This is a genomic window from Microbacterium rhizomatis (assembly GCF_008710745.1).
In the GTDB taxonomy this organism is placed as follows: Bacteria; Actinomycetota; Actinomycetes; order Actinomycetales; family Microbacteriaceae; genus Microbacterium; species Microbacterium rhizomatis.
This window is the reverse complement of record NZ_VYSA01000002.1, coordinates 945,844-969,803: the sequence shown is the minus strand read 5'-3', so window position 1 is coordinate 969,803 and position 23,960 is coordinate 945,844. Positions and strand designations below refer to the sequence as shown.

Annotated in this window: 23 protein-coding genes and 1 riboswitch; of the genes, 15 read left to right on the top strand and 8 right to left on the bottom strand. The window is 68.8% G+C overall.

What is annotated here, in order from left to right:
• Positions 1–115: 115 nt before the first annotated feature.
• Positions 116–937 (bottom strand): ABC transporter permease, encoded by an 822-nt coding sequence (locus F6B43_RS12805; protein WP_150449301.1) that lies wholly within the window; start codon positions 935–937, stop codon positions 116–118.
• Positions 934–2,466: an ATP-binding cassette domain-containing protein gene (locus F6B43_RS12800; RefSeq protein WP_150449300.1), complete on the bottom strand. Its 1,533-nt coding sequence runs from the start codon at positions 2,464–2,466 to the stop codon at positions 934–936. Before F6B43_RS12800 ends, F6B43_RS12805 begins: the two co-directional genes overlap by 4 nt.
• Before the next feature lie 104 nt (positions 2,467–2,570).
• Between F6B43_RS12800 and F6B43_RS12795 the strand changes: the two genes are divergently transcribed.
• The 4 genes from F6B43_RS12795 to F6B43_RS12780 are packed head-to-tail and all read left to right on the top strand — an operon-like array spanning position 2,571 to position 6,078.
• The gene (locus F6B43_RS12795; protein ID WP_150449299.1) at positions 2,571–3,665 is read left to right on the top strand and encodes an enoyl-CoA hydratase/isomerase family protein; all 1,095 of its coding nucleotides are present in this window, start codon (positions 2,571–2,573) and stop codon (positions 3,663–3,665) included.
• 3 nt (positions 3,666–3,668) lie between these two features.
• Entirely contained in the window at positions 3,669–4,535 is an 867-nt protein-coding gene (locus F6B43_RS12790; RefSeq protein WP_150449298.1) for an LssY C-terminal domain-containing protein, read from the top strand.
• Positions 4,532–5,077, top strand: a complete 546-nt coding sequence (locus F6B43_RS12785) for a hypothetical protein (RefSeq protein WP_150449297.1) — start codon at positions 4,532–4,534, stop codon at positions 5,075–5,077. The genes F6B43_RS12790 and F6B43_RS12785 overlap by 4 nt, the downstream gene beginning before the upstream one ends.
• A gap of 56 nt (positions 5,078–5,133) precedes the next feature.
• On the top strand, positions 5,134–6,078 hold the full coding sequence (locus F6B43_RS12780; RefSeq protein ID WP_150449296.1) for a DnaJ domain-containing protein: 945 nt from the start codon (positions 5,134–5,136) through the stop codon (positions 6,076–6,078).
• A gap of 11 nt (positions 6,079–6,089) precedes the next feature.
• Here the strand turns inward: F6B43_RS12780 and F6B43_RS12775 are convergent, their stop codons facing one another.
• Positions 6,090–7,523, bottom strand: coding sequence for a D-alanyl-D-alanine carboxypeptidase family protein (locus F6B43_RS12775; protein WP_150449295.1), 1,434 nt, complete (start codon positions 7,521–7,523; stop codon positions 6,090–6,092).
• A 38-nt stretch (positions 7,524–7,561) separates the two neighbouring features.
• Positions 7,562–7,671, top strand: a riboswitch (TPP riboswitch).
• On the opposite strand from F6B43_RS12775, the gene F6B43_RS12770 reads away from it, so the two are divergent.
• The 6 genes from F6B43_RS12770 (at position 7,664) to F6B43_RS12745 (ending at position 13,239) form a co-directional block, all read left to right on the top strand.
• The gene (locus tag F6B43_RS12770) at positions 7,664–8,311 is read left to right on the top strand and encodes an ECF transporter S component (protein WP_150449294.1); all 648 of its coding nucleotides are present in this window, start codon (positions 7,664–7,666) and stop codon (positions 8,309–8,311) included. It overlaps the preceding riboswitch by 8 nt.
• A gap of 1 nt (position 8,312) precedes the next feature.
• Positions 8,313–9,815 (top strand): ABC transporter ATP-binding protein, encoded by a 1,503-nt coding sequence (locus F6B43_RS12765; RefSeq protein WP_150449293.1) that lies wholly within the window; start codon positions 8,313–8,315, stop codon positions 9,813–9,815.
• Positions 9,812–10,600, top strand: a complete 789-nt coding sequence (locus F6B43_RS12760; protein ID WP_150449292.1) for an energy-coupling factor transporter transmembrane component T family protein — start codon at positions 9,812–9,814, stop codon at positions 10,598–10,600. The genes F6B43_RS12765 and F6B43_RS12760 overlap by 4 nt, the downstream gene beginning before the upstream one ends.
• Positions 10,601–10,783: 183 nt before the next feature.
• Positions 10,784–11,548 (top strand): SDR family NAD(P)-dependent oxidoreductase, encoded by a 765-nt coding sequence (locus tag F6B43_RS12755; protein WP_150449291.1) that lies wholly within the window; start codon positions 10,784–10,786, stop codon positions 11,546–11,548.
• 81 nt (positions 11,549–11,629) lie between these two features.
• Positions 11,630–12,409 (top strand): enoyl-CoA hydratase/isomerase family protein, encoded by a 780-nt coding sequence (locus tag F6B43_RS12750; protein ID WP_150449290.1) that lies wholly within the window; start codon positions 11,630–11,632, stop codon positions 12,407–12,409.
• On the top strand, positions 12,406–13,239 hold the full coding sequence (locus F6B43_RS12745) for an SDR family oxidoreductase (protein WP_150449289.1): 834 nt from the start codon (positions 12,406–12,408) through the stop codon (positions 13,237–13,239). The genes F6B43_RS12750 and F6B43_RS12745 overlap by 4 nt, the downstream gene beginning before the upstream one ends.
• A 23-nt stretch (positions 13,240–13,262) precedes the next feature.
• On the opposite strand, the gene F6B43_RS12740 is transcribed toward F6B43_RS12745, so the two are convergent.
• The gene (locus tag F6B43_RS12740) at positions 13,263–14,096 is read right to left on the bottom strand and encodes a hypothetical protein (protein ID WP_150449288.1); all 834 of its coding nucleotides are present in this window, start codon (positions 14,094–14,096) and stop codon (positions 13,263–13,265) included.
• A 108-nt stretch (positions 14,097–14,204) separates the two neighbouring features.
• On the opposite strand from F6B43_RS12740, the gene F6B43_RS12735 reads away from it, so the two are divergent.
• Entirely contained in the window at positions 14,205–15,674 is a 1,470-nt protein-coding gene (locus F6B43_RS12735; RefSeq protein WP_150449287.1) for a DUF4407 domain-containing protein, read from the top strand.
• A 232-nt stretch (positions 15,675–15,906) separates the two neighbouring features.
• On the top strand, positions 15,907–16,689 hold the full coding sequence (locus F6B43_RS12730; protein ID WP_150449286.1) for an AfsA-related hotdog domain-containing protein: 783 nt from the start codon (positions 15,907–15,909) through the stop codon (positions 16,687–16,689).
• An 11-nt stretch (positions 16,690–16,700) separates the two neighbouring features.
• Here F6B43_RS12730 and F6B43_RS12725 read toward each other — a convergent pair whose 3' ends face one another.
• Positions 16,701–17,471, bottom strand: a complete 771-nt coding sequence (locus F6B43_RS12725; RefSeq protein WP_150449285.1) for an SDR family NAD(P)-dependent oxidoreductase — start codon at positions 17,469–17,471, stop codon at positions 16,701–16,703.
• On the bottom strand, positions 17,468–18,076 hold the full coding sequence (locus F6B43_RS12720) for a ScbR family autoregulator-binding transcription factor (protein WP_281349558.1): 609 nt from the start codon (positions 18,074–18,076) through the stop codon (positions 17,468–17,470). Before F6B43_RS12720 ends, F6B43_RS12725 begins: the two co-directional genes overlap by 4 nt.
• A 59-nt stretch (positions 18,077–18,135) precedes the next feature.
• On the opposite strand from F6B43_RS12720, the gene F6B43_RS12715 reads away from it, so the two are divergent.
• Positions 18,136–19,113 (top strand): NAD-dependent epimerase/dehydratase family protein, encoded by a 978-nt coding sequence (locus F6B43_RS12715; RefSeq protein ID WP_150449283.1) that lies wholly within the window; start codon positions 18,136–18,138, stop codon positions 19,111–19,113.
• Here the strand turns inward: F6B43_RS12715 and F6B43_RS12710 are convergent.
• Both F6B43_RS12710 and F6B43_RS12705 read right to left on the bottom strand, forming a co-directional pair.
• Entirely contained in the window at positions 19,110–19,739 is a 630-nt protein-coding gene (locus F6B43_RS12710; protein ID WP_150449282.1) for a GntR family transcriptional regulator, read from the bottom strand. The two genes, F6B43_RS12715 and F6B43_RS12710, sit on opposite strands and share 4 nt — an antisense overlap.
• Before the next feature lie 229 nt (positions 19,740–19,968).
• Complete coding sequence (locus F6B43_RS12705) at positions 19,969–20,610, bottom strand: LysE family translocator (protein ID WP_150449281.1); 642 nt, start codon at positions 20,608–20,610, stop codon at positions 19,969–19,971.
• Between the two features lie 89 nt (positions 20,611–20,699).
• Here F6B43_RS12705 and rlmN point away from each other — a divergent pair, with 89 nt between their 5' ends.
• The gene (gene rlmN, locus F6B43_RS12700) at positions 20,700–21,959 is read left to right on the top strand and encodes a dual-specificity RNA methyltransferase RlmN (protein ID WP_150449280.1); all 1,260 of its coding nucleotides are present in this window, start codon (positions 20,700–20,702) and stop codon (positions 21,957–21,959) included.
• Between the two features lie 20 nt (positions 21,960–21,979).
• A complete protein-coding gene (locus F6B43_RS12695; protein WP_150449279.1) occupies positions 21,980–23,950 on the top strand; it encodes an ABC1 kinase family protein in 1,971 nt (656 codons plus the stop codon).
• Positions 23,951–23,960: the final 10 nt, after the last annotated feature.

Sequence of the window (23,960 nt, the reverse complement as noted above, 5' to 3'; positions counted from 1 at the left end):
CGTTCGTCGTGCGCGCCGTCCGGCTGACGTCGGGTGCTCGATGGGTGTCAGCTCGCTGACGTCCGGTACTCGATGGGTGTCAGCTCGCTGACGTCCGGTACTCGATGGGTGTCAGCTAGCTGACGTCCCGGCGCCAGCTGAGCAGGTGTCCGAGCACGAGGAAGACCACGGCGTAGCCCAGCAGCACGAGACCGCCCGCCCACCAGGCGAGCGGGTCGGTCGACGTCGACGATGCCGTCGCCGCACCGAAGACGCTCGAACCCACGAGCGCGTCGCCCGCGGCGCCCGGCAGGAATCGGGTCACGTTACCGAGTCCGTCGACGAAGGATGCCGCGAGCCGGCCGATCGGCTCGAGGAACTGCGTGAAGACCAGGACGCCCACGATCGCGCCCACCTGGTTGCGCACCAGCGCGCCCACTCCGATTCCGACCAGCACCCACAGCACGAACGAGATGACCATGCGGCCGATGAGCGCCCATGTGTCGCTCGATCCGAATCCGGTGTCGAAGCCGAAGCCGGCGAGGAACGCCGCGCCCGGACCGACCGAGGCCACGATCCCGATCAGGGCGTAGAGCACGCCGAGCAGCACGCCCACCAGTACCTTCCCGCCGAGCACGAGCCCGCGGCGGGGAGTGGCGAGGAACGTGGGGGTGAGCGTCTTGTGCCGGAACTCGCTCGTCACCATCAGGGTGCCGATCAGCAGGGGGAAGACGTACCCCACAGACGTCGCGGCGCTGTAGATCGTGGCGGGCAGGCCGTCGGGCGAGATCGGCGCACCCCGCGTCGGCAGCGCACCCGTCGCGGAGGCGGAGAACACGAAGCCGAGAGCGCTCGCCGTGAACGCCACGTACACGAACAGCACGATTGCGAGGATCCACCACATCGAGGTCGAGAACTGCTTGGTGGCCTCCGAGCGGCTCGCATTCATCAGGCTCATCGCAGCTCACCCCCGTTCGCGTCCGTGTCGTTCTCGTCGGTGCTGTCCTTCTCGCTGCGCGAAACGTGATCGCGATCGACCGTCACCGGGTTCCCGTCGGCGTCGAACGACGAGAAGAAGCGATCTGCCTCCTCGTCGGACTCGGTCTTCACCCGCCGCTCCCACGGTCGGTCGGGAAAAGTCTCGTCAGACTCGTCGAGGTCCGTCTCGAGCTCGTCGTCGATCTGGCCGATGGCCTCGACATCGGGGTCGGCATCCACGGGGGCGGCGTCGGCATCCACGGGGGCGGCATCGACAGGCACGGGATGCTCGGTCTCGGTCTCGGGTGGATGCTCGCGTGGGGGGATGATGTCGATGATGCCGGTGCTGGCGACGGCGAACGCGGCGTCGTGGGGCTCGGACGCGGAGCTCGGCGCGCTCGGCTCGGTCACGTCGGCGGGGGCGTCGGTCGCACCGGTGCCGGGAACGTCGGCGTCCTCGGTCGGCGTCTCGGCGTCGCCCACCGCCGAGGTGGCGACCGCGACAGCAGCGACAGGTCCGGCATCCACGGGTGCGGCGTCCGCAGGTGCAGCATCCACGGGGACAACAGGCACGGGGGCGGCGAGCACCGGCATCCCGGAAGCGCTCGGGTGCACCCTGACACCGTTGACGAGGTCGAGGAAGACCTCTTCGAGGGCAGGACCCCGCCGCTGCAGCAGCGACAGCGCGACGCCCGCCCGCGCGGCGATCGCGCCCACCTCGCCGGGATCCGTGCCGCGAACGGTCAACCCGGAGCGCAGCACCTCGACCACCGCCCCGGCGGCGGTCAGGGCGGCCGAGAGCGCGGCCCGGTCGGGCGAGTCCACGACCGTCGCGTATTCGGACGGGTCGGTGAGGTCGTCCAGGCCGCCCTCGAAAACGAGACGCCCGTGCGCGATGATCAGCAGGTTGTCGACCGTCTGCTGCACTTCGGCCAGGAGGTGCGACGAGACGAGCACCGTGCGTCCCTGTCTCGCCAGCTCACGCAGGAGGCCGCGAAGCCACTTGATGCCCTCTGGATCGAGCCCGTTGGCCGGTTCGTCGAGCACGAGCACACCGGGGTCGCCGAGGAGCGCGTACGCGAGTCCGAGCCGTTGACGCATCCCCAGCGAGAAGCCGCCGACCTTGCGCCCCGCGACGTCGGACAGGCCGACCATCCCGAGCGCGGCGTCGACCTGCGACACGGGAAGCCCTGCGGCCTGCGCGTAGACCTTCAGGTGGTTCGCCGCCGAGCGACCGGGGTGGAAGCTGGATGCCTCGAGCACGGCCCCCACGGTCTCGAGCGGGTTATTCAGCTGCGCGTACGGCATCCCGCCGACCGTGGCGGTGCCCTCCGTCGCCCTCACCAGGCCCAGCAGGATGCGCAGCGTGGTGGTCTTGCCGGCTCCGTTCGGACCGAGGAATCCGGTCACCGCTCCGGGCTCGACCCGGGCGGTGAACCCGTTGACCGCGCCGACGGGTCCGAAGCGCTTCGTGACGCCCCGGAACTCGAGCACCTGTCCGTCGGGCATGCGGCCACCCTCTCGTCTTCGTGAGCTGTTCTTCTCATCTTTGCGGAAAAGTCATCTCGAGGTGTGATCGGTGGCGACGCCGACCCCGACGGTAGCCTTGCCCCGTGACGGATCAGACCGAGACGGACCAGACCGCGACGCATCAGACTTCCGCATCGCGCGTGCTCGCCCGGGCGCACGGAGCGCTCGGTCATCTGACGCTCGACCGCCCGGAGGCCATCAACGCGCTCGATCTGGGGATGGTGCTCGACCTCGCCCGGGCCTTGGATGCGTGGGCGGTCGACTCCGACGTGGAGATCATCGTTCTGGACGGCGCAGGCGACCGCGGACTCTGCGCGGGTGGTGACGTGCGGGGGCTCTACCGACAGATCGCATCCGGTGATGTGGCGGCGACCGCGACCTTCTTCCGGGCCGAGTACGCGCTCAACGCGCAGATCGACGAGTACCCGAAACCCCTCGTCGCCCTCGCCGACGGCATCACGATGGGTGGCGGCATCGGTCTGGCCGGCCACGCCGCGATCCGGGTCGTGACCGAGCGTTCGAAGCTCGCCATGCCCGAGACCCGGATCGGCTTCACGCCCGATGTCGGTGGCACGTGGCTGCTGGGCCGCGCTCCGGGACGCCTGGGAGAATACCTCGGGTTGACCGGTGCATCGATGGATGCTGCCGACGCCATCCACTGCGGATTCGCCGACTACTTCGTGCCCGCCGCGCACCTCGACGGGCTTCGCGAGGCGCTGCAGACCCGGGCCGACCCGTCGAGCCCGACCGAGATCGTGCTGCTGTTCGATGAGACTGCGGGGTCATCCTCGCTCGAGGCCGCGCGGCCCTGGATCGACGACGCGTTCTCGGCGGGCACGGTCGCCGAGATCATCGCGCGGCTTCGCGCACGCGCCGAGCCTGAGGCGATCGCCACAGCCGATCTGCTCGCGACCTCGTCGCCCACCGCACTGACGATCACGCTCGAAGCGGTCCGCCGGGCGCGCGCGCTGCCCGATCTGCGCGCCGCCCTCGAACAGGAATACCGCCTGGTCATGTGGTTCGGCCAGACCCAGCCGGACCTTCTCGAAGGTATCCGCGCGCAGCTCGTCGACAAGGACCGCAATCCGCGATGGCGCCCTGCGACGCTCGACGACCTCGCCCCGGATCTGGTCGCTGCCGCCTTCTCGTTCGAGCCCCCGCAACCGCTCTGGAGCTGAGAAGTGGTCGCCGCAGAGACGAAGAAGCAGACGCCGGAGGGGGATGCTCCGCCCAGGCGCCGCCGCGCCTACTCGGTCGGCATCGCTTTCGACTGGTTCTTCTTCGTCTTCGCCGGCCTCGCCGCCATCTGGCTCGCCTACCTGAGCTTCTCCGAGACATTCCAGCTCGGATGGTGGGGCATCCTCGGCGCCATCCTCTTCTGGGTGCTGCTGGCCTACCTCGTGCTGCCGCGCCTGCACCGGATCCTCACGACGATCTACGTGCCGGACTACTTCATCGGACGCGCGCGCACGAGCGACGGGCTGCTGGGCGATCCGGTGAACCTCGCCTTCATGGGCACGGACGAGCAGATCACGGCTGCACTGGCCGCGGCCGGATGGACGCGCGCCGACCCCGTCACGTTCGCGACGTCGTGGCGGATCGTCGTCTCGACGCTGACGCGCCGCAGCTACGACGAGGCGCCGGTGAGTCCTCTGTTCCTCTTCGGTCGCCAGCAGGACTACGCGTTCCAGCAGGAGGTCTCGGGCAACCCCGCGCAGCGGCACCATGTGCGGTTCTGGAAGTGTCCGGAGGGGTGGCTGCTTCCCGGCGGGCGCCGCGTGGACTGGGTGGCCGCAGGAACCTTCGATACGGCGGTGGGTCTGTCGCTCTTCACTCTGCAGATCACTCATCGCATCGACGCCGACACCGACGTCGAGCGCGATCACATCGTTGAGACGGTCACGGCCGCCGACCCGCGGATCACCGTCGATGTGATCGAGGACTTCTCGACCGGGTATCACGCGCGCAACGGCGGGGGCGACAGCATCCGCACCGATGGCGACCTGCCGATCATCGATGTGACCGGCGTCCACGGAGCGACGGCATGACCGCCTCCGGAGGAGTGCCCGTCGAGCCGCGGAAGGATCCCGCCAAGCGGCCCGCGTACGAACCCGCCGCACGGCTGATGCAGCCCGTGGTCTTCGACCCGCAGATGAAGCGCCCGGTCACGACGGTAGCCGGGGCGCTCCTCGTGCTGCTGCGTGTGATCGCGGGGGCTCTCGTGCTCGTCGACCTTTCGTTCAACTGGAAGACCGTCGCGGCGCAGGTCGACCCGGCGCTGAGCGACGGCGAGATCCCGGCCGATGTCGCCTCCGCGGGCCTGACGGTCGTGATCGTGTTCGTGGGCGCTGTGCTGCTCTTGGACCTCGTGCTCGGATTCTTCACCTACCGCGGCAGCAATCTCGCGCGCGTGATCGTGATGGCGTTCTCGGTGATCTCGATCTCGTTCGCGTTCATCAACTGGTGGTTCGACGGACAGGAGATCACCCTCAAGACGAGCTTCGTGTCGCTCGCCTTCGACATCCTGGTACTGCTCGCGCTGTCGAGCCGCAGCGCCGCCGCGTACGCCCGCCGCAACGAGCGACGCTGAGCCGACGCATCGGATCGCGGGTTACCCTGTAACGCGCCGGATCGAGGGGAGCGCGCGTGTTCGACAGCCCGCTGTCCGCTTCGGCGTACGACGTCCTGGGGGTGGAGCCCACCGTGGACGACGACGGCCTGCGCAAGGCGTATCGCCTGCGCCTGCGCCAGACCCACCCCGATACCGGCGGTGACGCCGCGGTCTTCATCCAGGTGCAGCGCGCGTGGGAACTCGTCGGTACGGAGGAGGCGCGCGCCGCATACGACCGGGGTCACGGTTTCGCCGACGCGTTCGCCCCCATGAGTTCGACCGCCGGCTCGTCGTCCGGATGGCGTGCACCGTCGACGCACGCCGACACGCGCCCCCGGGCTCGGTCGTACGGTCAGCCGGGGGGCTGGCGCCGCGAGCGCTACCTCGTGCTCATCCGCGAGTGGGCGGGACGCGGGGTCACGCTCGAGGATCCGTACGACCCCGCCGTCGTGCGCTCGGCGCCCCATCACCTGCGCAGGCTTCTCGCCGATGCCCTCGCCGAAGAGGCGACGGCGCGAATCGTGGCCGACCTCGGTATGGGGTACACGGTGTGGCACGACGTCGCCGCGGGCGGCCGCTCGGGCGATCCCGAGTCGAAGCTCGACCACATCGTGCTGGGCCCGAGCGGACTGTACGGCGTGCTGTCGGAGGACTTCGGCGGACCGGTGCGCCTCCGGCGCGGCGAGATCATCGGTGACGGGGTACCCGGATCCCCCATCGCCGATCTGCTCGGGCGGATGCGGGTGATCGCGCGCGCCGCGGGAGTGCGGTTCAGCGGGGCGCTGGTCGTGCTTCCCGACGACGACGTCATGACCTCGATCGACGAACTCGGCAAGGTCCGCGGCATCCCCGTCGTCATCGTCGCACGCAGCGCCCTGTCGACCGTGCTGCGTCGGGGGGCGTCCGGTGCGCGGGCGATCGGCGGCAACGAGGTCTTCGACGTCCGCACCCGGCTTCAGCAGGCCGTGCGCTTCGTCTGAGTGGCTTCGCTTCAGCCCGCGAGGCCGAAGAGGTCCAGCGGGTGCGTCAAGCGCCACCACGGACTCGGATCGGGGATGTCCGCGGACAGCTTCAGGCCCACCGTGGTCGTATTCAGCGGTCCGGTCACCTCGAGCGACCCGACGGCGTCGCCGCTCGTGCGGTTGTCGCCGAGGGCGTATGTCGTGGTCACCGCACCGGTGCCGCCGTTCCACAGGATCACGCCGGCATCGGCGGAGGTCACGACATCCACACTCGCCCCCCAGCGGGTGTTGACGACGCCGGCGAGAGTGCCCGCCGTGACCGACGGACGCGGCTGCAGCTCCTGCTCCATCTGCGCGTACAGGGCCCGGCTCGCCGCGAGTCGAGACGCGTCGTCGGGCTGGCCGAGCACTGATGCGTACAGGCGCACCGTCGTCTCCCCGATCGTGACGTTCTTGGCCGACAGCAGGTTGTAGCCCTCGAGCGAGCCGGTCTTCACGCCGATCACCCCGTCGTCCGCCAGGAGCCCGTTCGTGTTCTCGACCACCCCGGCGCCGGGCAGATCTATCGACTTCTTGGCGACGATCTCGGCGATCACCGGATTCTCCAGAGCGCGCTGCGCGAGCGGGATGAGGGCATCGGGACTCGCGGTGTTCCCCGCATCGATGCCGGTCGGTTCCACGATCGTGATGCCGTTCACGCCGTGCGAGGTGAGCCAGCTCTCGGCTGCCGCGGCGAACACGCGGTCGGAGGGCCACAGATCGCCCGCGAGACGGTCTGCGTAGTTTCCGGCCGAGCCCACCAGCATCCCCTCCAGGAGCTGGTACTCCGTGAGGGTGCCGTCGACCGGCACGTCGAGCGCCGATTCGTCGTTGGAAAGGTAGTTCCAGTAGTCGTCCGAGTCGGCCTGCGTGAAGCGGTACTCGGGGCCCTGCTCGCCGACGGCGAGCGGCATCTGGTCGAGCACGAGCAGCGCGGTCACGACCTTCGTGATGCTCGCCATCGCTTCCGGGTCGGAGGTGCTGGTGAGCTGGCCCACGCGGTCGACCGAGATCGCGGCGCTCCCCGTGGCGGGCCACGCCGGAGCCGCCGCCGCCGCCGGTGCCGAGGGGACCTGCACAGCCGTGATCGTCGGTGCGACCGCGTAGAGGGGCCAGAGCAGGGTCGTCGCCGCGTACACGCCCACCAGCGCGGCGGCGATCACGATCGGCACCAGCACACCCGCTCGCCAGGGCGAGCGGCGCGGGGGATTGCCGAGCAGGTCGGGCTCGACGAGCACGAATGCATTCGTCGCCGCGTCGAGGTTCTGTGCGGCCGGCTGCGGACGAGCGATGGATGCTTCGTCCACCCACGACAGCGCCACGCGCGACGCCGCGCCCGCCGAGGCGCCCGCCGCCGCGGCCGCTGCTGCCCGCGCCGCTGCGCGTGTGAGCGGCGCTTCCGGTGGCGGCGACACGAGCGTCATCCGAATAAGTTACCGGACCTGAGCGGGGCTATACTCAACGCCAGAACCACGGGAGTCCGGTGAGCCGGGCTGAGAGGAAGCGATCCACGCTTCGACCGTCGAACCTGATCTGGATCATGCCAGCGCAGGGAGGAGCAGAAATGAATGTTTCCACGTCGCCTTCCGTCACGGGAGCACGCGAGACCACGCCTCGGGGATGGGCCGCGATCACGTGGCGCTGGCGGGTCGTCGACATCGTCGTCGCGAGTGTGATCGGTGTCGCGTCATCCCTCGTGTTCCTGCTCTGGAACATCGGGTACCAGGTGCCGGGGGCTGCGCTGTCGGCCGTCCTTCCAGGCCTGCAGGGGCTCATGGCGGGCCCGTGGCTGTTCGCCGGAGTGCTGGGCGCCCTCGTCATCCGCAAGCCCGGCGCCGCGCTGTTCACCGAGACGGTCGCCGCGGTCGTCTCGGCCCTGATCGGCGCGCAGTGGGGGGCATGGACGATCGAGTCCGGCCTGGTGCAGGGCCTCGGCGCGGAGATCGTCTTCCTCGCGTTCCTCTACGCCTCCTGGCGGCTCCCGGTTGCGATCCTGGCGGGAGCCGGCGCGGGGCTCGCCTGCGGGATCAACGACAGCCTCGTCTGGTACGCAGGTTCAGACACGGCGTTCGTCGTGATCTACATCGTGAGCACCACGGTCTCGGGGGCCGTCATCGCCGGCGCGGGCGCCTGGCTGATCGCGCGCGGGCTCGCGCGCACAGGCGCCCTCGGGCGTTTCGCGTCCGGCCGCGAGAACACCGCCCGCGTCTAACGTGGATCATCTCGCCACGCCCGCGGCGCTCGAGGCGCGCGGCTGGGCGTGGCGGCACGCCACGCGGCAGAGGTGGGCCCTTCGGGACGTCTCCTTCCGGATCGCGCCCGGCGAACGGGTTCTGCTGCTCGGGGCTTCCGGCTCGGGCAAATCCACGCTCCTCCAGGGCCTCGCCGGAGTGCTCGGGGGTGACGACGAGGGCGAGTCGCAGGGTGCCCTCCTGGTCGACGGCACGCCTGCCGCGCGTGCGCGGGGGCGGGCGGGGCTCGTCCTGCAGGATCCCGACAGCCAGGCGATCCTCGCGCGCGTGGGCGACGACGTCGCCTTCGGCTGTGAGAACCTCGGCGTTGCGCGCACCGAGATCTGGCCGCGCGTGCGCGCAGCGCTCGACGCCGTCGGCCTCGATGTCGAGCTCGACCGTTCGACGTCGGCGCTGAGCGGCGGGCAGAAGCAGCGGCTCGCGCTCGCCGGGGTGATCGCGATGTCGCCCGGGGCGATCCTGCTCGACGAGCCGACCGCGAACCTCGATCCGATGGGGGTCACCGACGTGCGGGATGCGGTGGTCCGTGCCACCGCGCGCTCCGGCGCGACTCTCGTCGTCGTCGAGCACCGCCTCGACGTGTGGCTCCCGGTGGTCGACCGGGTGATCGTGCTCGGCGCAGGCCGGGGCGACACCGGCTCGGGCAGCGCCGCGGGCGGGGTCATCGCCGACGGCAATCCCGACGAGGTGCTCCGGGTGCGCGGGAAGTCGCTCGCCGCGGCGGGCGTCTGGGTTCCCGGCATCCGCCCGGACTTCCCTCCGCGGCCCGTTCACGCCCCCGGTGAGCCGATGCTGCGCGCCGAGGCGCTCGTCGCGGCCCGGCGGCGCGGGGTGCCGGTCGCCGGGCCGCTCGAGGCCGAGGTCCGACCCGGTGAGGTGCTCGGGATCACCGGCCCCAACGGGTCGGGCAAGTCCACCCTCGGCCTGACGCTCGCGGGGCTCATCGCTCCCGAGAGCGGGCGGGTGGAAGCATCCACCCGGCTCGCGGATGGCGCACGGGGCGACCCGATCTCGTGGAGCTCGCGTCAGCTTCTCACCCGGATCGGCACCGTCTTCCAAGATCCCGAGCACCAGCTTCTGGCGACCACCGTGCGGGCTGAGCTCGAGGTCGGCCCCCGTGCCCTGCAGCTGCCCGAGCACGAGATCGCGGAGCGCGTCGATGAGCTGCTGGCCCGTCTGCGACTCGACGCACTCGCTGCGGCGAATCCGTACACGCTCTCGGGTGGTGAGAAGCGCCGCCTCACAGTCGCGGCCGCGCTCGCGACCCGCCCGCGGGTGATCGTCCTGGACGAACCCACGTTCGGGCAGGATGCGATCACCTGGGCCGAACTCGTCGCGATCATCGCCGACCTGCGAGACGGTCGCGGCTCGGGCGAACCGGCGGCGATCGTTGCGATCACGCATGACGACGACGTGCTGCAGGCTCTCTCGGCGCGCCCATTCGTGCTGGGCGGGCCGGGGTGAGTCTGCTCGACGCGCGCCGCGTGCGGCGGGGGCCCATCGCGGGGATCAATCCGGTCGCGAAGCTCGGCGCGGCCTTTCTGATCAGCGCTCCGCTCATCCTCACGATCGACTGGGTGTCTGCGGCCACCGCGCTCGCGCTCGAATCGGTGCTCTTCGTCTTCGCCGGGCTGACGTGGCGCGAGTTCTGGCTGCGCACGTCGCCGGTGTGGATCGCGGCGCCGATCACTGCGGTCACGATCGCGCTGTACGGCACGACGACCGGCCAGATCTACGTCGACTGGTTCGTGCTCCGGATCAGCGACGGCTCGCTCGAGCTGGCCCTGGCGACGTTCTTCCGCGTGCTCGCCATCGGGCTGCCCGCCGTGGTGCTGTTCGTGACCGTCGACCCCACCGATCTGGCCGACGGCCTCTCGCAGATCGTGCGCCTGCCGAGCCGCTTCGTGCTCGGAGCGCTCGCCGGCATGCGTCTGATCGGGCTGCTCACCGACGACTGGCGCGCCCTCTCGCTCGCCCGACGCGCACGCGGAGTGGCCGATGCCGGGCGTGTGCGCAGGCTGTTCGGGATGGCGTTCGCGCTCCTGGTCCTCTCGATCCGACGGGCGTCCAAGCTCGCCACGGCGATGGAGGCGCGCGGCTTCGGGGGCCACGGCGTGCGCACCTGGGCGCGCGAGTCGCGGTTCGGCGGTCGGGAATGGATGCTGCTCGCCGTGGGGGCGGCGATCTCGGCCGTGGCGATCACCGTGTCGGTCGTGACCGGATCGTGGACGTTCATCCTCGGGCGTTGAGCCCGTCGCCTCGCGCAGCTGTGTCTCCCCCTCGGCCCGTCGGAAGATCGCCCCTTTGTCGGAGGATTTGCCGGGAAACCTCCGACATCGCGCGGATCCTCCGACCGGAGCAGACGCGGGATGCGGGAACCGACCTGACACGGAGTGTCAACTAGGCTGAGACTCAAGTTCGAAGGAGAGCACATGAACCTCACTGGAGCATCGGCCCTCGTCACCGGTGGTGCGAGCGGTCTGGGTCTTGCGACCGCCCGCCGGCTCGCCGCGGCCGGCGCCGCCGTCACGATCATCGATCTTCCGTCCTCGGCCGGAGCGGCGATCGCCGACGAGCTCGGTGGCACGTTCGCTCCCGCCGACGTCACCGATCCGGAGCAGGTCGCCGCGGCGGTGAAGATCGCCGCAGCCGCCGGACCCCTCAGGGTCGTGGTGAACTGCGCGGGCATCGCGCCGCCGGCCAAGGTGCTCGGCCGCAATGGCGACCCCTCGCCGCTCGGGGACTTCGAGCGCGTCATCAGGGTGAACCTGATCGGCACGTTCAACGTGATCGGGCAGGCATCGGCCGCGATGGCGCGCACCGAGCCGGACGCCGACAGCGGCGACCGCGGCGTCATCGTCAACACGGCGAGCGTCGCTGCGTTCGACGGACAGATCGGTCAGCCCGCGTACTCGGCGAGCAAGGGCGGCGTGCACGCGATGACGCTCCCCATCGCGCGCGAGTTCGCCCGCTACGGCATCCGCGTGCTGACGATCGCCCCGGGCATCATGGAGACGCCCATGCTCGCGGGGCTGCCGCAGGCCGCTCAGGATTCGCTCGGACAGCAGGTGCCCTACCCGCAACGCTTGGGCCGACCCGACGAGTACGCCCAGCTCGTCATGGCGATCATCGACAACGGCTATCTCAACGGCGAGACGATCCGGCTGGACGGCGCCATCCGTATGCAACCGAAGTGAGTCGCATGCCAAGAGTGATCCGTACGGGGTTGAAAAAAGCTCCGCATGGCCCCGATGAGCACGTCGACGTGAGGAACTGACATGACCGACCCGATTCTGTTCTCCGTGCACGAGGGCCTCGCGCGCATCACCCTGAATCGACCGACCCGCCTGAACGCATTCGACGAGGCGACCGCACGGGCCTGGGAGCGCATCACGGCCGAAGCGGTCGCGCGCGACGACGTCGGGGCGATCCTCCTCGATGCCGAAGGACCGTCCTTCTGCGCCGGAGGCGATGTCCTCGGAATGGCCGCGGGCGGATTCTCCGCCGACGGCATCACCGAGCTCGCCGGCGTGATCAACCGCGGCATCCTCTCGCTGATCGAATCGGATAAGCCGGTGGTCGCCGCGGCCCAGGGTACGACCGCCGGGGGTGGCCTCGGCATCCTCCTCGCGTCGGACTATGCCGTCGTCGGTGAAGACTCGCGCATCGGCAGCCTGTACGCCAACATGGGCCTCACGCCCGACCTGTCGGTCACGGCTCAGCTGCACCGTGCGGTGGGGCAGCGCCGCGCCCTCCAGCTCGTGCTGCAGGATCGCCTGCTCAGCGCAGCCGAGGCGGTCGAGTGGGGTCTGGTGGCCGAGGCGGTCGCGCCCGACCAGGTCCGTGCGCGCGGCGAAGAGATCGCCCGGTTCTGGCTCGCCGGGGCGAGCGCGGCCTACGGACAGGCCAAGCGCCTGGTGCGCGCCGCCCCCGAGCAGCGCACCCTCGATCAGCTCGGCGACGAGGCGCGCACGATCGGAGCTGCGCTCGCCACTCCCGAGGCCCAAGCCCGCGTCGCCGCGTTCGCTGCGGCATCCGCCCGGAAGGCAGCCCGATGAGCCAGAGCCTCGGTGGAAAGACCGTCCTCATGTCGGGCGGCAGCCGCGGCATCGGCCTCGCGATCGCTTTGCGGGCGGCGGCGGACGGCGCGAACATCGTGCTTCTCGCCAAGACCGACACCCCGCATCCCCGGCTCGAGGGCACGGTCCACACCGCGGCCGAGCAGATTCGCGCGGTCGGCGGCCGGGCGCTCCCGATCGTCGGGGATGTGCGGAACGACGACGACATCACCGAGGCCGTGCTCAAAGCGCAGGGCGAGTTCGGCGGTATCGACATCGTCATCAACAACGCGAGCGTCATCGACCTGTCGCGGACCCTCGAGCTTCAGCCCAAGAAGTACGACCTGATGCAGGATGTCAACGTGCGCGGCACCTTCATGCTCTCGCGCGCGGCCGTGCCGATCCTGCGCGAGAGCGAGAACCCGCACATCCTGTCGCTCTCGCCGCCGCTGAACATCACGCCCGCGTGGCTCGGCGCGCACACCGGCTACACCCTCGCGAAGTTCGGGATGACGATGGTGACCCTCGGGCTCGCTGCCGAGTTCGCCGAAGACGGCATCGCCGCCAACACGCTCTGGCCGCGAACGACGATCGCCACCGCGGCGGTGCAGAACCTGCTGGGCGGCGACCAGGCGATGGCGGCCAGTCGCACGCCCGAGATCTACGCGGATGCCGCGTACGAAGTGCTCATGCGCCCCGCCCGCGAGTACACCGGGCATACGCTCATCGTCGAAGACGTGCTCGCGGATGCCGGCATCACAGACCTCTCTGGATACGCGGCTGTCTCCGGCACCCCCGAAGACCGGATGTTGCCCGACATCTTCCTCTGAGGCTGCTGCCGCCTCCGACCGGACTATGCGGGGTCACCCTCCCACCCGAGCACGATGAAGACCGTGCTGTCGGTCAGCCATTCGAACCCCAGGCTCTGAAACGGCATCATTCCGTCCGGGCGGTGGTCAGCGGGGATCGCCTGGTACGGGATCGTCACGGTGAGGGCGCCTTCGTCGAAGTGGGCGGGCATGACGCACTTCGCGCGCGTCGGTTTGCCCTCGAGAGAGAGGGCGACGCAGGGGAACCCGCTCGTGCTGCGCGCGAGCCACAGATTCCAGCCGTAATAGCTCCCGAGCGGCGAGGTCCACAGCAGTTGCTCCGGCACCGGAAAGGACGGAGGGCCTCCATCGGGTTCGCCGAGGTATTTGCCGAGCGTGCCGTCGGTCGGCACCTGCGCCAGCACGCTGGCGGACGGGTCGCCGTGGAACGGGCTCGCCGGGCCCAGTGGGTCGGGAGCAGGAGTGGATGCTGCGACCGGCGCATCCGCCGGGGCTCCCGACCCGACCGAGGCCAGGGCGATCGCGACCGCCGCAACCCCGAGCACGAGTCCGGTGTGCCACCGGGCCCGGCGCCGGGTCACCGTCCCCGCAGTGCCCCCCGCGGTGCCCCCCGCGGTGCCCCCCGCCCCCGCGGAGCCCCCCGCGCTCGCCGAGCCCTCCCCTTCGTACCGAAAGGCCCCGTTGTCGACGTCGGTATCGGGCGGGCTCGGCGCGATACGGCGGGTTGGGGGGAGGGGTCGCGCGGCATCCTCCAGCGCGACCAGCCGCGCGAGAGCTGCCGGATCCGACGCGATGTCGGCATCCGGCCCGTACGCGCGTCGTCGCAGCTCGGCTAATTCAGTGGCGTCGTCGTCCACGACTCTCACGGTAGCCGCCCCGGCGGGCCCGCGGGTCGTCGCGGGCATGCACGAGGCTCACAAGGTCTCTGCACCCGACATACAGGTGAACTCTCGTACTCTGTCCCGATGTCTTATTCGGCCCACCGTCCCGGCACCTTCGGCTCCGATGGAGCCATCGAGATCGCCGTCGACGATGAGGAGGCGCTGTACCTGAGCGACCTGGTGGACGACACCGACCCCGTCGAGGTGGTCGAGGACGACGGTGCTGACGCACTCCCCGCCGAGCAGGCTGGCCCCATCGCGGTCCCGGTCACCCCGCCCGCACCGGTCGTGGATGCCGTGGCAGAGCCCGAGCCGTCCCGCCGGTCCGAGTCTCCGCGCCGGCGCCGGATGCCGGCATCCCGCCTTCTTGCAATCCTCGGCGGTGCCCGGGGTGCCGTCCTGGACGACGTGCCGTCCGAGACGTCGCGGTTCGTGCAGATGTTCTTCGTGCTCGCCGGGACAGCTGTCGTCTCAGCGCTGTCGATGTTCTTCGCGCTGCTCACCGGCGTGCGCATCTCACCGTGGATCGCCGTGCCGATCGCGCTCGTCTGGGCGCTCATCATCTTCAACCTCGACCGCTTCCTCACCTCGACGATGCATTCGACCCGCCACGTGTGGAAGCTGATCGGGCTGGCGATCCCCCGCGTGATCATGGCCGCGCTGATCGGCATCGTCGTGGCCGAACCGCTCGTCCTGCAGGCTTTCCACAACGACATCGCGCGCGAGGTCACCTCGAGCAACGTCGTACAGGCGCAGGCCGATCAGGATGCGGTGACCACCGGACCCGAGAAGCAAGCCCTGGATGCGGCGAGCGCTCGTGTCTCGGCGCTCGAGAACCAGGCGGCGACGGGCATCGTGGCCGGAACCTCGTCGACGTCGGCGGAGTCCGTCTCTGCACAGCAGACCGTCGACCAACTCACCGCGCAGCTCGCCGATCAGCAGAAGGTCATCGACCAGGCGCGCGCGCTGTACCAGTGCGAATTGACGGGCCAAGGCGCGGGGACGGTGCCCGGCTGCACGGGAGTCGTCGGCAACGGTGCGAGTTCGGATGCCGCGAAGGCCCAGCTCGCGCAGGCTCAGAGCTCGTACGATGCCCTCGCCGTCCAGCTGCAGCAGGCGCAGACGGCGCTTGCGACCGCGAACTCCGCGAGTACGGATGCTGCGGCCACCTCAGCCCAGCAGAACACGCAGCAGGCGAACGATCAGCTGCCGGCGGCCCGCCAGCAGTACGACGCGGCGCTCGCCGCGTACAACGATCGCGCGGCGGCGGTCGCCGGCGGCAACGCCGAGGCGGTCGGCCTGCTCAGCCAGATGAGCGCGCTCGAGCGGCTCTCGGAGAAGGAGCCCGCGCTCGGGTGGGCGCATTGGCTGATCGCCGCGCTCTTCTTCATGATCGAACTCCTCCCGGTGCTCGTGAAGGTGCTGACCAGCTACGGCGACCCCACGGTGTACGAGCGGGCCGAGGCGATGCACCGCCAGGTCGACCTCGACCGCGTGACGGCTCGCACGTGGCACGAACGCGCGGCGATCGCGACGGCGGGCCCGTCGGCCTGACCCGCGGTCGTTCTGGTCACGCCGCTGTGGGCTCCGACGCAGCCTGCCCGGTTCCAACGCTCAACATCAGGCGATCGGTTTCTGTCCTGACCCTCAACCTATTGCCATCGCGCTGAGGAATACTAAGACGTGAGAGTTTTGATATTTCACATCATCTTTCATGACGATGGGGTTTGAGTGGGATTGGTCAACTGGCTGAGAGGGCGAGTGGAGCGGCGTGAATGCTGGGGATATGTTGGAGGTGCAGCGGACTGTCGACCGTTCGCTAGTACACAAGCTCGCGGTTTCCGAAGTATTGATCACGGACTGGACGACGGTCGATGGGTCGGTGTGGGTAGCTGCGCAATGGCCGCGGCGACACTGGTTCTTTGGTGAGCCACACCTGCGGCTAGACCCCGTGCTCGTGATGGAGACGTTTCGGCAGGCGTGGGTGTTAGTTGCCCACACCTCGTTCGGAGTCCCCCTCTCCTCTCATGTTGTGATGGAGGAGCACGGGCTACGGATCGACAAGACGGTGGCGTCGTCAGATCCGAAGCCGCCAACGGTGTGGTTGAAGTTCTCTACCCTTCACGCAGGGCGATCCGCTGGCGCCGGTTCGTCGTTGCAGCTTTCGGCGGAGATCTTTGTGGCGGGAGTGGCGATCGCTCATGCGTGGGGCAAGGCGCGACTGGTGACTAAGTCCGTGTACGAACGCATGCGCCGCAGACCCCCGCGCGCTGATCTGGTTGCGCAGTTTCGTTGGCCGTCCGAACGATGCGTGGTCGCTTTTGACACGCGTCATCCGGTGTTCTTTGATCACCCGAATGATCACGTTCCCGGGATGCTACTCATTTCCGCCGCCTGCGACGCTGTCAGGTCCGAGGACTCGATCCGACAGATCCGGGCGAGGTTCATCCGATACTTCGAACTGAATTCGACCATCTCGCTTGAGCGCGCCACTACCGAGCCGGGCTCGGTAGTGCTTCGCTTCTACCAGTTAGGTACTTGCGGGGGAGAGGTTGAGATCTGCTGGTGAGCCGTGCCTGATCAGACGCCGAGGGCTGTTCCACCGGACACGTCGATGACTTGCCCGGTGGTCCACCCTGCCCCGTCCGAGGCCAGATACCGGACGGCATGCGCAATGTCCTCCGGTTGGCCAAGCCGGCCGAATAGAGACAGGGCGCGGACGTGTCGGCGTGCGATTGGGTCGGCGAGCCGTGTGGCGAGTCGATCTGTCTCGACGTATCCGGGCATCACAGCGTTAATCGTGATCCCTCGCGCTGCGAGTGAGGGAGCCAATGAGAGGGTGAGTGCGTTCAGTGCACCCTTGGACGCGGAATAGCCCGGATACTTCGGGTCGGCGATGCGGGTGAGCCCGCTCGAAATATTGATGACCCTGCCCCCAGCCCGGATGTGTGGGGTGAGCGCCTGGATGAGAAAGAGAGGGGCAGTGACGTTCGCTGCCCACATGCGTGTGACTGATTCGAGTGTGCACTCCTCGAGTTCTTGTGCCTCCAGGATTCCCGCATTGTTGACGAGAACGTCCAAGCCTCGAGTGCCGGTTCCTACTTCCACCGCATCGAGCAACCGGGTCGCGACGGACTTCGCCATGGTCACGGGGTCATGACTGAAGTCAGCCGCGATCCGTACGGGAAACGCACCAGCTTCAAGGATCTGGGCCGCAGCGTCTGCAGCGTGGTCTTCGTTAGACCTGTATTGGAGGCCCACGACTGCTGCCCCGTCCTGGGCGAGTCCGACCGCGATAGCCCTACCGATACCCCGCGAGCCACCCGTGACCATTACCACTCTGCCTGTCACGCGACGATCGTCTCCGGCAAGGCCTTGATGGTCAATGGATGGAGGACGATGTCCCACATCTGATCCACCCGCTCCAACAGGTCCTCCTTCTCTGTAAGCACACTCGACATCAGGTGCACACCTGTGAAGGCGGACGTAACGAAGTACGCGACTTCCTCCGGGGAACGCCGAGTGACCAACTCTCCCGCCTCTGCGGCATCCCGGAGGTACATCTCGCTCGTGTTCAACCACACGAGGTAGGCCATGTTGATCTCGGGTACGAGCTCCGGCCGCTCAAAAGTCACGCGTACGCCGCCGCCGACGATGGGGTTGCGCTGAATCTGCTCCGCCCACCGGTAGGACAACGTACGCAGTCCCGCCAGCCCCTTGTCACTTCCTGCGAGTGCCTCTTTCGCGATCGCTTCGGCGATCTCTCCCTCCGCGATGATGAGCGCGCGGGCGAGTTCTTGCTTCGACCCGAAATGGAAATAGATCACACCGGTGGTCATTCCCACCTCATCCGCGACGTCCACGAGCGTGGCTTTCGAGTACCTCACACGCCCGAATATCGTCCCCGCCGCCCTCAGCACCCGCTCCCGAGTCACAATCGCCCTTGCTTGCTTCATCCGTTCAGCTCCAATACGGTAATAGACATTAGGCTCCATTATGACCCCAAGGTGTTGTTATCACTAGCGTTCTGGTTACGGGTTCCTCCGGGCTGATCGGCTCGGCCATCGCCCAGCACCTTTCTTCTGATGGGGATGTGCGCCTTCGCAGATTGGTGCGCGATGGGCGAAGCTGCGCGGCGGGGGATGTCTGTGGTGATCTGCGGGACGCTGTATCTGTTCGGCGCGCAATGGACGGGGTCGATGTTCTTGTGCACGCCGCCAGTTACACCGGTCCGGACCCGGCTCTAGCCTGGGGGGTCAACGAGACGGGTACCCGTGTGCTGGTGGACGCCGCGCACGCCGCGGGGGTTCGCAGGATCGTCTCGATCAGCACAGCCGCCGTCTACGGACCCGGCCCGCACCTGAACGTTGTGGAAGGGCGACTGTCGTCGAACCCGGTCTCCGAGGTGAGCCGCTCCCGCCTGGCAGGCGAGACCCATGTCCGCGAGGCCGGAGGGTATGTGCTGCGCCCCAATTTTGTGTCGGGCGCACGGGACCGAGCCTTCATTCCTGGACTGGTTGCCCTCTTCGCCAGCCTGGGTGCCTGGGTCGATAACGGCGCTGCACACATCTCGACTATCGACAGCTGCGATCTCGCCCGGCTCACCGCGGCATTCGCTCTCGGCCCCGCGATCACCGGCCCGCGGATCGTTCACGTGAATCACCCCCAACCGATCAGCATCCGGTACCTCCTCAACGCCATCGAGCAACGGTTTCGCGTCCCCGCCCCCGAGCGGTCCATCACTTGCGAAGAAGCGTTTGCCATCGCGAGCAGACCTGAGTTTCCGTTCACCAAGAGGCAGGTCTCGCTCGTGACCCTCGACCACACCTACGACTCGATGCGCGCGTGGCGCGCCACCGGTCTGGTGCCGACCGCTCCGTTTCCCATCCGCGCGGAGAGCTCGAGTTGGTATGGGGCGACCCTGGGGCAGTACGCCCCCGGGTTAGCCGACTGGCATGGATCGCGGCAGGTGTCCTACGAGTCCATGGGTTAAAGACCGGGCATCCAGTTGGCCAGAGCCTCGCGTGCGTGGCGTGGGCTCCGGGTCTTCAGGGCGTGGATGATGCCGTCGTGAAGAGTGGTGTGTGCATGCGGGGTGAGGGGGAGTGCCGCTTCGGCGAGGCGGAGCCGGTAGGCGGCGGCCGTGGCGCCGAGGGTGACCGTGGAGTGGGGTGCGGCTTGCCGCAGGTTGCGGAAGAAGGTGAAGTTTCCGGTCTGGATGTGGTCGGGGTGGGTCTGCCCGACCATCACGTCACGGACCCGGCAGAGCCGGTCGATGAGTTCGTCCGGCAGCCTGTCCATCACGCTCGAGGTCAAGGCGTTGTGCAGCAGCGACCAGTCGCGTGCCTCCTGCTGCGCCTCTTCTGGCGTGTAGGTCTGCAGGCGGGTGTACCGGGCGGCGGCGACGGTGAGGAGCCCCATGCTGTGCAGGTGCTGGATGGCTTCTCGGACCGGGGTGCGTGACACCCCGAACGCGCTCGCCCACTCATGATCGTGGATGACGTCGCCGGCCACGAGTTCGCCTTGTGCGATCGCTGCGAGCATTACCTGCTGCACTTGTACTGCGACGGGCCCTTCACCCGAAAGCTTCGCTCGCTGCACAAAACTCTTGACGTCCATCACTGCTCCTTAGGTCTCTCCCCGCGATCACATTAGCAGAAAGGTAACCGGGATTAAGAACAACAGTATATTAGACCGATGACGACAGACGGCGTCGAGCTACGGGGCGATCCACGTCGCATCGGGCTCGGAGGGGCTCGCTGACCCCTAAATCCACCGGTTCTTTGACGGCCGCGCGCCCTGGCGCCGCTCCGTACCGAAAGGCGAGCGACCTCGTCGCCCAGAAAGGTCAGTGCCTGGTGCCGGTGAGCAGCAGGATGCCGCCGAGCCCGATCATCATGCCGCCGCCGGTGGCAGTCAGCGTCTCGATGCGTTTCGGCGATTTCGCGAACCACGTGCGTGCGGCGGCCGCCGCCAGCACCCACACGCTGTCGGAGACGACGGCGATCACGGCGAAGACGATGCCGAGCTCGATCATCTGAAGGGGGACGGCTCCGGCATCCAGCGACACGAACTGCGGTAGCACGGCGACGAAGAAGGCGATCGTCTTGGGGTTGGTGATCCCGACGACGAATCCTTGCCACAGCTGGCGGCCATGCGAGTGGGCGAGCCGGGCCGGATCGACGGCGGCCGCGCCGGCGGCCTTGCGATGGCGGATCGCCTGCACGCCGAGGAAGACCAGGTAGAGCGATCCGGCGATCTTGACGATCGTGAAGAGGACGACGGACTGCGCGACGATTCCGCCTACGCCGATCGCGACGAGGGCCACGATCGGGATGAGGGCGAGCGAGACGCCCAGCACGCTGAGGAGGCCACCCACCCGCCCGAGCGCCAGGGTGCGCCCGACGGAGAAGAGCACCGCGGGGCCGGGGATGGCGATGATGACGAACGCCGCGGCGACGAAGGCGAGGAGGTTGGATGCCGGGACCACAGCAGAACCCTACCCGCGGGCCGGTGCACGGGGACGGGACCGCGGCCACCGGCCAGACATCACGCAGGCGCGTCCTCTACCCTGAGAGCATGACCCCTCCCGCCGAGCAGAAGCCGCCGCGCGCCGAGCGCCTCGGCGCGGTGCGTCAGGTGCGCCCCGCAACGGAGGGGTGGAGCCAGAAGAAGGATGCCGAGGGCCGGCCGCTGCTGCAGTTCGCGAGCCCGAAGCGGGGCAAGCCCCCTGTGCATCTGGCCGACCTGAACCCCGAAGAGCGGACGGCGCGACTCAAGGAGCTCGGCCTGCCCGGCTTCCGGGCGAAGCAGCTGGAGACGCACTACTTCACTCACTACACGAGCGACCCCACCCTGATGACCGACCTTCCGGCCGCAGGGCGCGAAGAGCTCGTGGCGGGGCTCCTGCCACCGCTCCTGACCGAGGTCCGCCGCCTCGAGACCGACCGCGGCGACACGATCAAGTTCCTCTGGAAACTGCACGACGGCGCCCTCGTCGAGTCCGTGCTCATGCGGTACCCCGGTCGCATCACCCTGTGCGTCTCGTCGCAAGCCGGCTGCGGCATGAACTGCCCGTTCTGCGCGACCGGCCAGGCGGGGCTCACCCGCAACATGTCGGCCGCCGAGATCGTCGATCAGATCGTGCGGGCCAATCGCCTCATCGCCGAAGGCGGCCTGGGCGGCAAGAAGCGCGACGACCACTCCGCCGACCGCGTGAGCAACATCGTCTTCATGGGCATGGGCGAGCCGCTGGCCAACTACGCCCGGGTGATGCAGGCGGTGCGCGTCATGACCGACAAGCAGCACGGTCTCGGGATGAGCGCCCGCGGCATCACCGTGTCGACGGTCGGTCTCGTGCCGGCGATCAAGAAGCTCGCCGCCGAGCAGATCCCCGTCACGTTCGCGCTCTCGCTGCACGCCCCCGACGACACGCTCCGCGACGAGCTGATCCCGGTCAACTCGCGCTGGAAGGTCGATGAGGCATTGGATGCCGCTCGCGCGTACTTCGACGCCACCGGTCGCCGCGTCTCGATCGAGTACGCGCTCATCAAAGACATGAACGACCACGGCTGGCGCGCCGACCTGCTCGCCGAGAAGCTGAATGCGCGTGGACGCGGCTGGGTGCACGTCAACCCCATCCCTCTCAATCCGACGCCGGGTTCGATCTGGACAGCATCCGAGCGCGACGTGACGAACGAGTTCGTGCGCCGCCTCAACGCCGCGGGCGTCCCCACGACGCTCCGCGATACGCGCGGCAAAGAGATCGACGGCGCGTGCGGTCAGCTCGCGACCACCGAAGACGACGAGCGGGCCGCCGAGGCGATGCCCGTAGCCTGATCGCCTGACAGAATCGGCGCATGCCCACCTGGCTCGTCATCTCGATCGTCGCGGTTGTGTTCGCCCTCCTGGCGGCGTGGGTGGTCCGGCGCCTGCTGGACACCCAGATCGGCTGGATCCGCGCCGGCGTCACCGCGCTCGTGGTCTTCGTGCTCGCGCTGCCGATCGCGGACTGGTCGCTGCAGCAGGCGGACGTGATCGTCGACGGGCGCATCGTCGTCGACGACCTCATCGCCGTCTCCTTCCTCGCCCTGACGTTCGGCTGGATGTTCGCGGCTGTCGTCATCTGCATCATCACGCTCGAGTTCCTCTGGCCGTCGCAGGGCTTCCGCAATCCGATCACCACCGTGCGCGATCTGATCCGCCGCCGTGATCGTGCCCGCCGGTACGCGCAGATCCTCGCGATCGGATCGCGGCACGGCCTGGGTCTCTACGAGAGCCGCCGCAAGGGCGCTACCGACGACCTCCCTGCGGCCCTCGTGGGCGCGATGAACGATGCGGGCGTGACGTTCGTGAAGCTCGGCCAGGTGCTCTCGACCCGCGACGATGTGCTGCCGCCGGACATCCTCGCCGCGTTCGCGACGCTCCAGATGGATTCGACCCCGATCGCCTGGGCCGAGGCCGAGGCGGCGATCACCGCGCAGCTCGGGCGTCCGATCGCCGAAGTCTTCGGCGAGATCGATCCGGTGCCGCTGGCCGCGGCATCCGTGGCGCAAGTGCATGCCGCGCGCCTTGTGAGCGGCGAGGACGTCGTGGTGAAGATCCAGCGGCCGTCGGCCCGCGCGCAGGTCACGACCGATCTCGACATCCTCGGCAGGCTCGCGGGCGAGGCGGAACGCCGGACGACCTGGGCTCGCGAATACGGTGCCACCGCACTCGCCGCCGAGTTCTCGCGGGCGCTGCGCGAAGAACTCGACTATCGCAGCGAGGCTCGCAATACCGAGATGCTTCGGGCCGCGATCGAGAAGGCGCCATCGGTGCTGCGCGTGCCGCGCGTGTACGTCGAATTCTCGACCGAGCAGATGCTCGTGCAGGAGCGCGCGACCGGCACGCCGTTCAGCCGGCTGGACGGGTCGGCCCTCGATCCCGACCTGGGTGCGGCGCTCGCCGACTCGGTGCTGGCCGCCGTGTTCGACCAGATCGCCGTGCGCGGCGTCTTCCACGCCGACCTGCACCCCGGCAACCTGATCCTCAGTGATCCGGCCGACGGCGCGGCCACGGTGACGCTGATCGACTTCGGCGCGGTCGGGATCATCGAGAAGAGCATGCGGAGGATGCTGGTGCCCCTCCTCATCGCGATCATGAACGAAGACGATGTCGCCGCCACAGATCTCGCCCTGCTGATGTGCGGTGAGAGCCCGTCGCTCGACAAGGTCGCTCTGCAGCGCGATATCGGCGTGATCCTCACCCGGATGACCTACAGCGGGTCGCACCAAGACATCTTCGCCCTGTTCCTGGATGCGCTCCGCCGTCACCGGATGGCACTCCCTCCGTCGCTTCTGCTGGTCTTCCGCACGCTCGGCTCGCTCGAGGGGACGCTGCGCAAGCTCTCACCGCGATACGACATGGTCGGTGCCGCGCTCGAACTCGCGCCGAAGGTCGCGTTCGGAGCGGTATCCGGTCGGAGCGCGATGCTCGGCGCGCAGACGTGGGCGGCGGTTCTCACCGAGCAGTTCCGCCGGATGCCTCGCCGCATCGAGAGCGTCACCCGCTCCCTCGAGCAGGGCGACCTCTCCGTGCGGCTCCGCACGTTCGAGAGCACCGACGAACGCAGCTGGATCGACTCGCTGCTCGGCCGGATGACCACCACGCTCGTGGGGATCGCACTCGTGATCACCGGCATCCTCCTCACGGTGAACGGCGCAGGGCCGATGCTGACGACGAACGTCTCGGTGTACGAGTTCCTCGGGAGCATCGTGGGGCTCGGGGGGCTTCTGCTTCTTCTCCGCAGCCTGCGCACGTCATTCCGGCGGCGATCCTCGTCGCGCTGAGTGTCGGGGA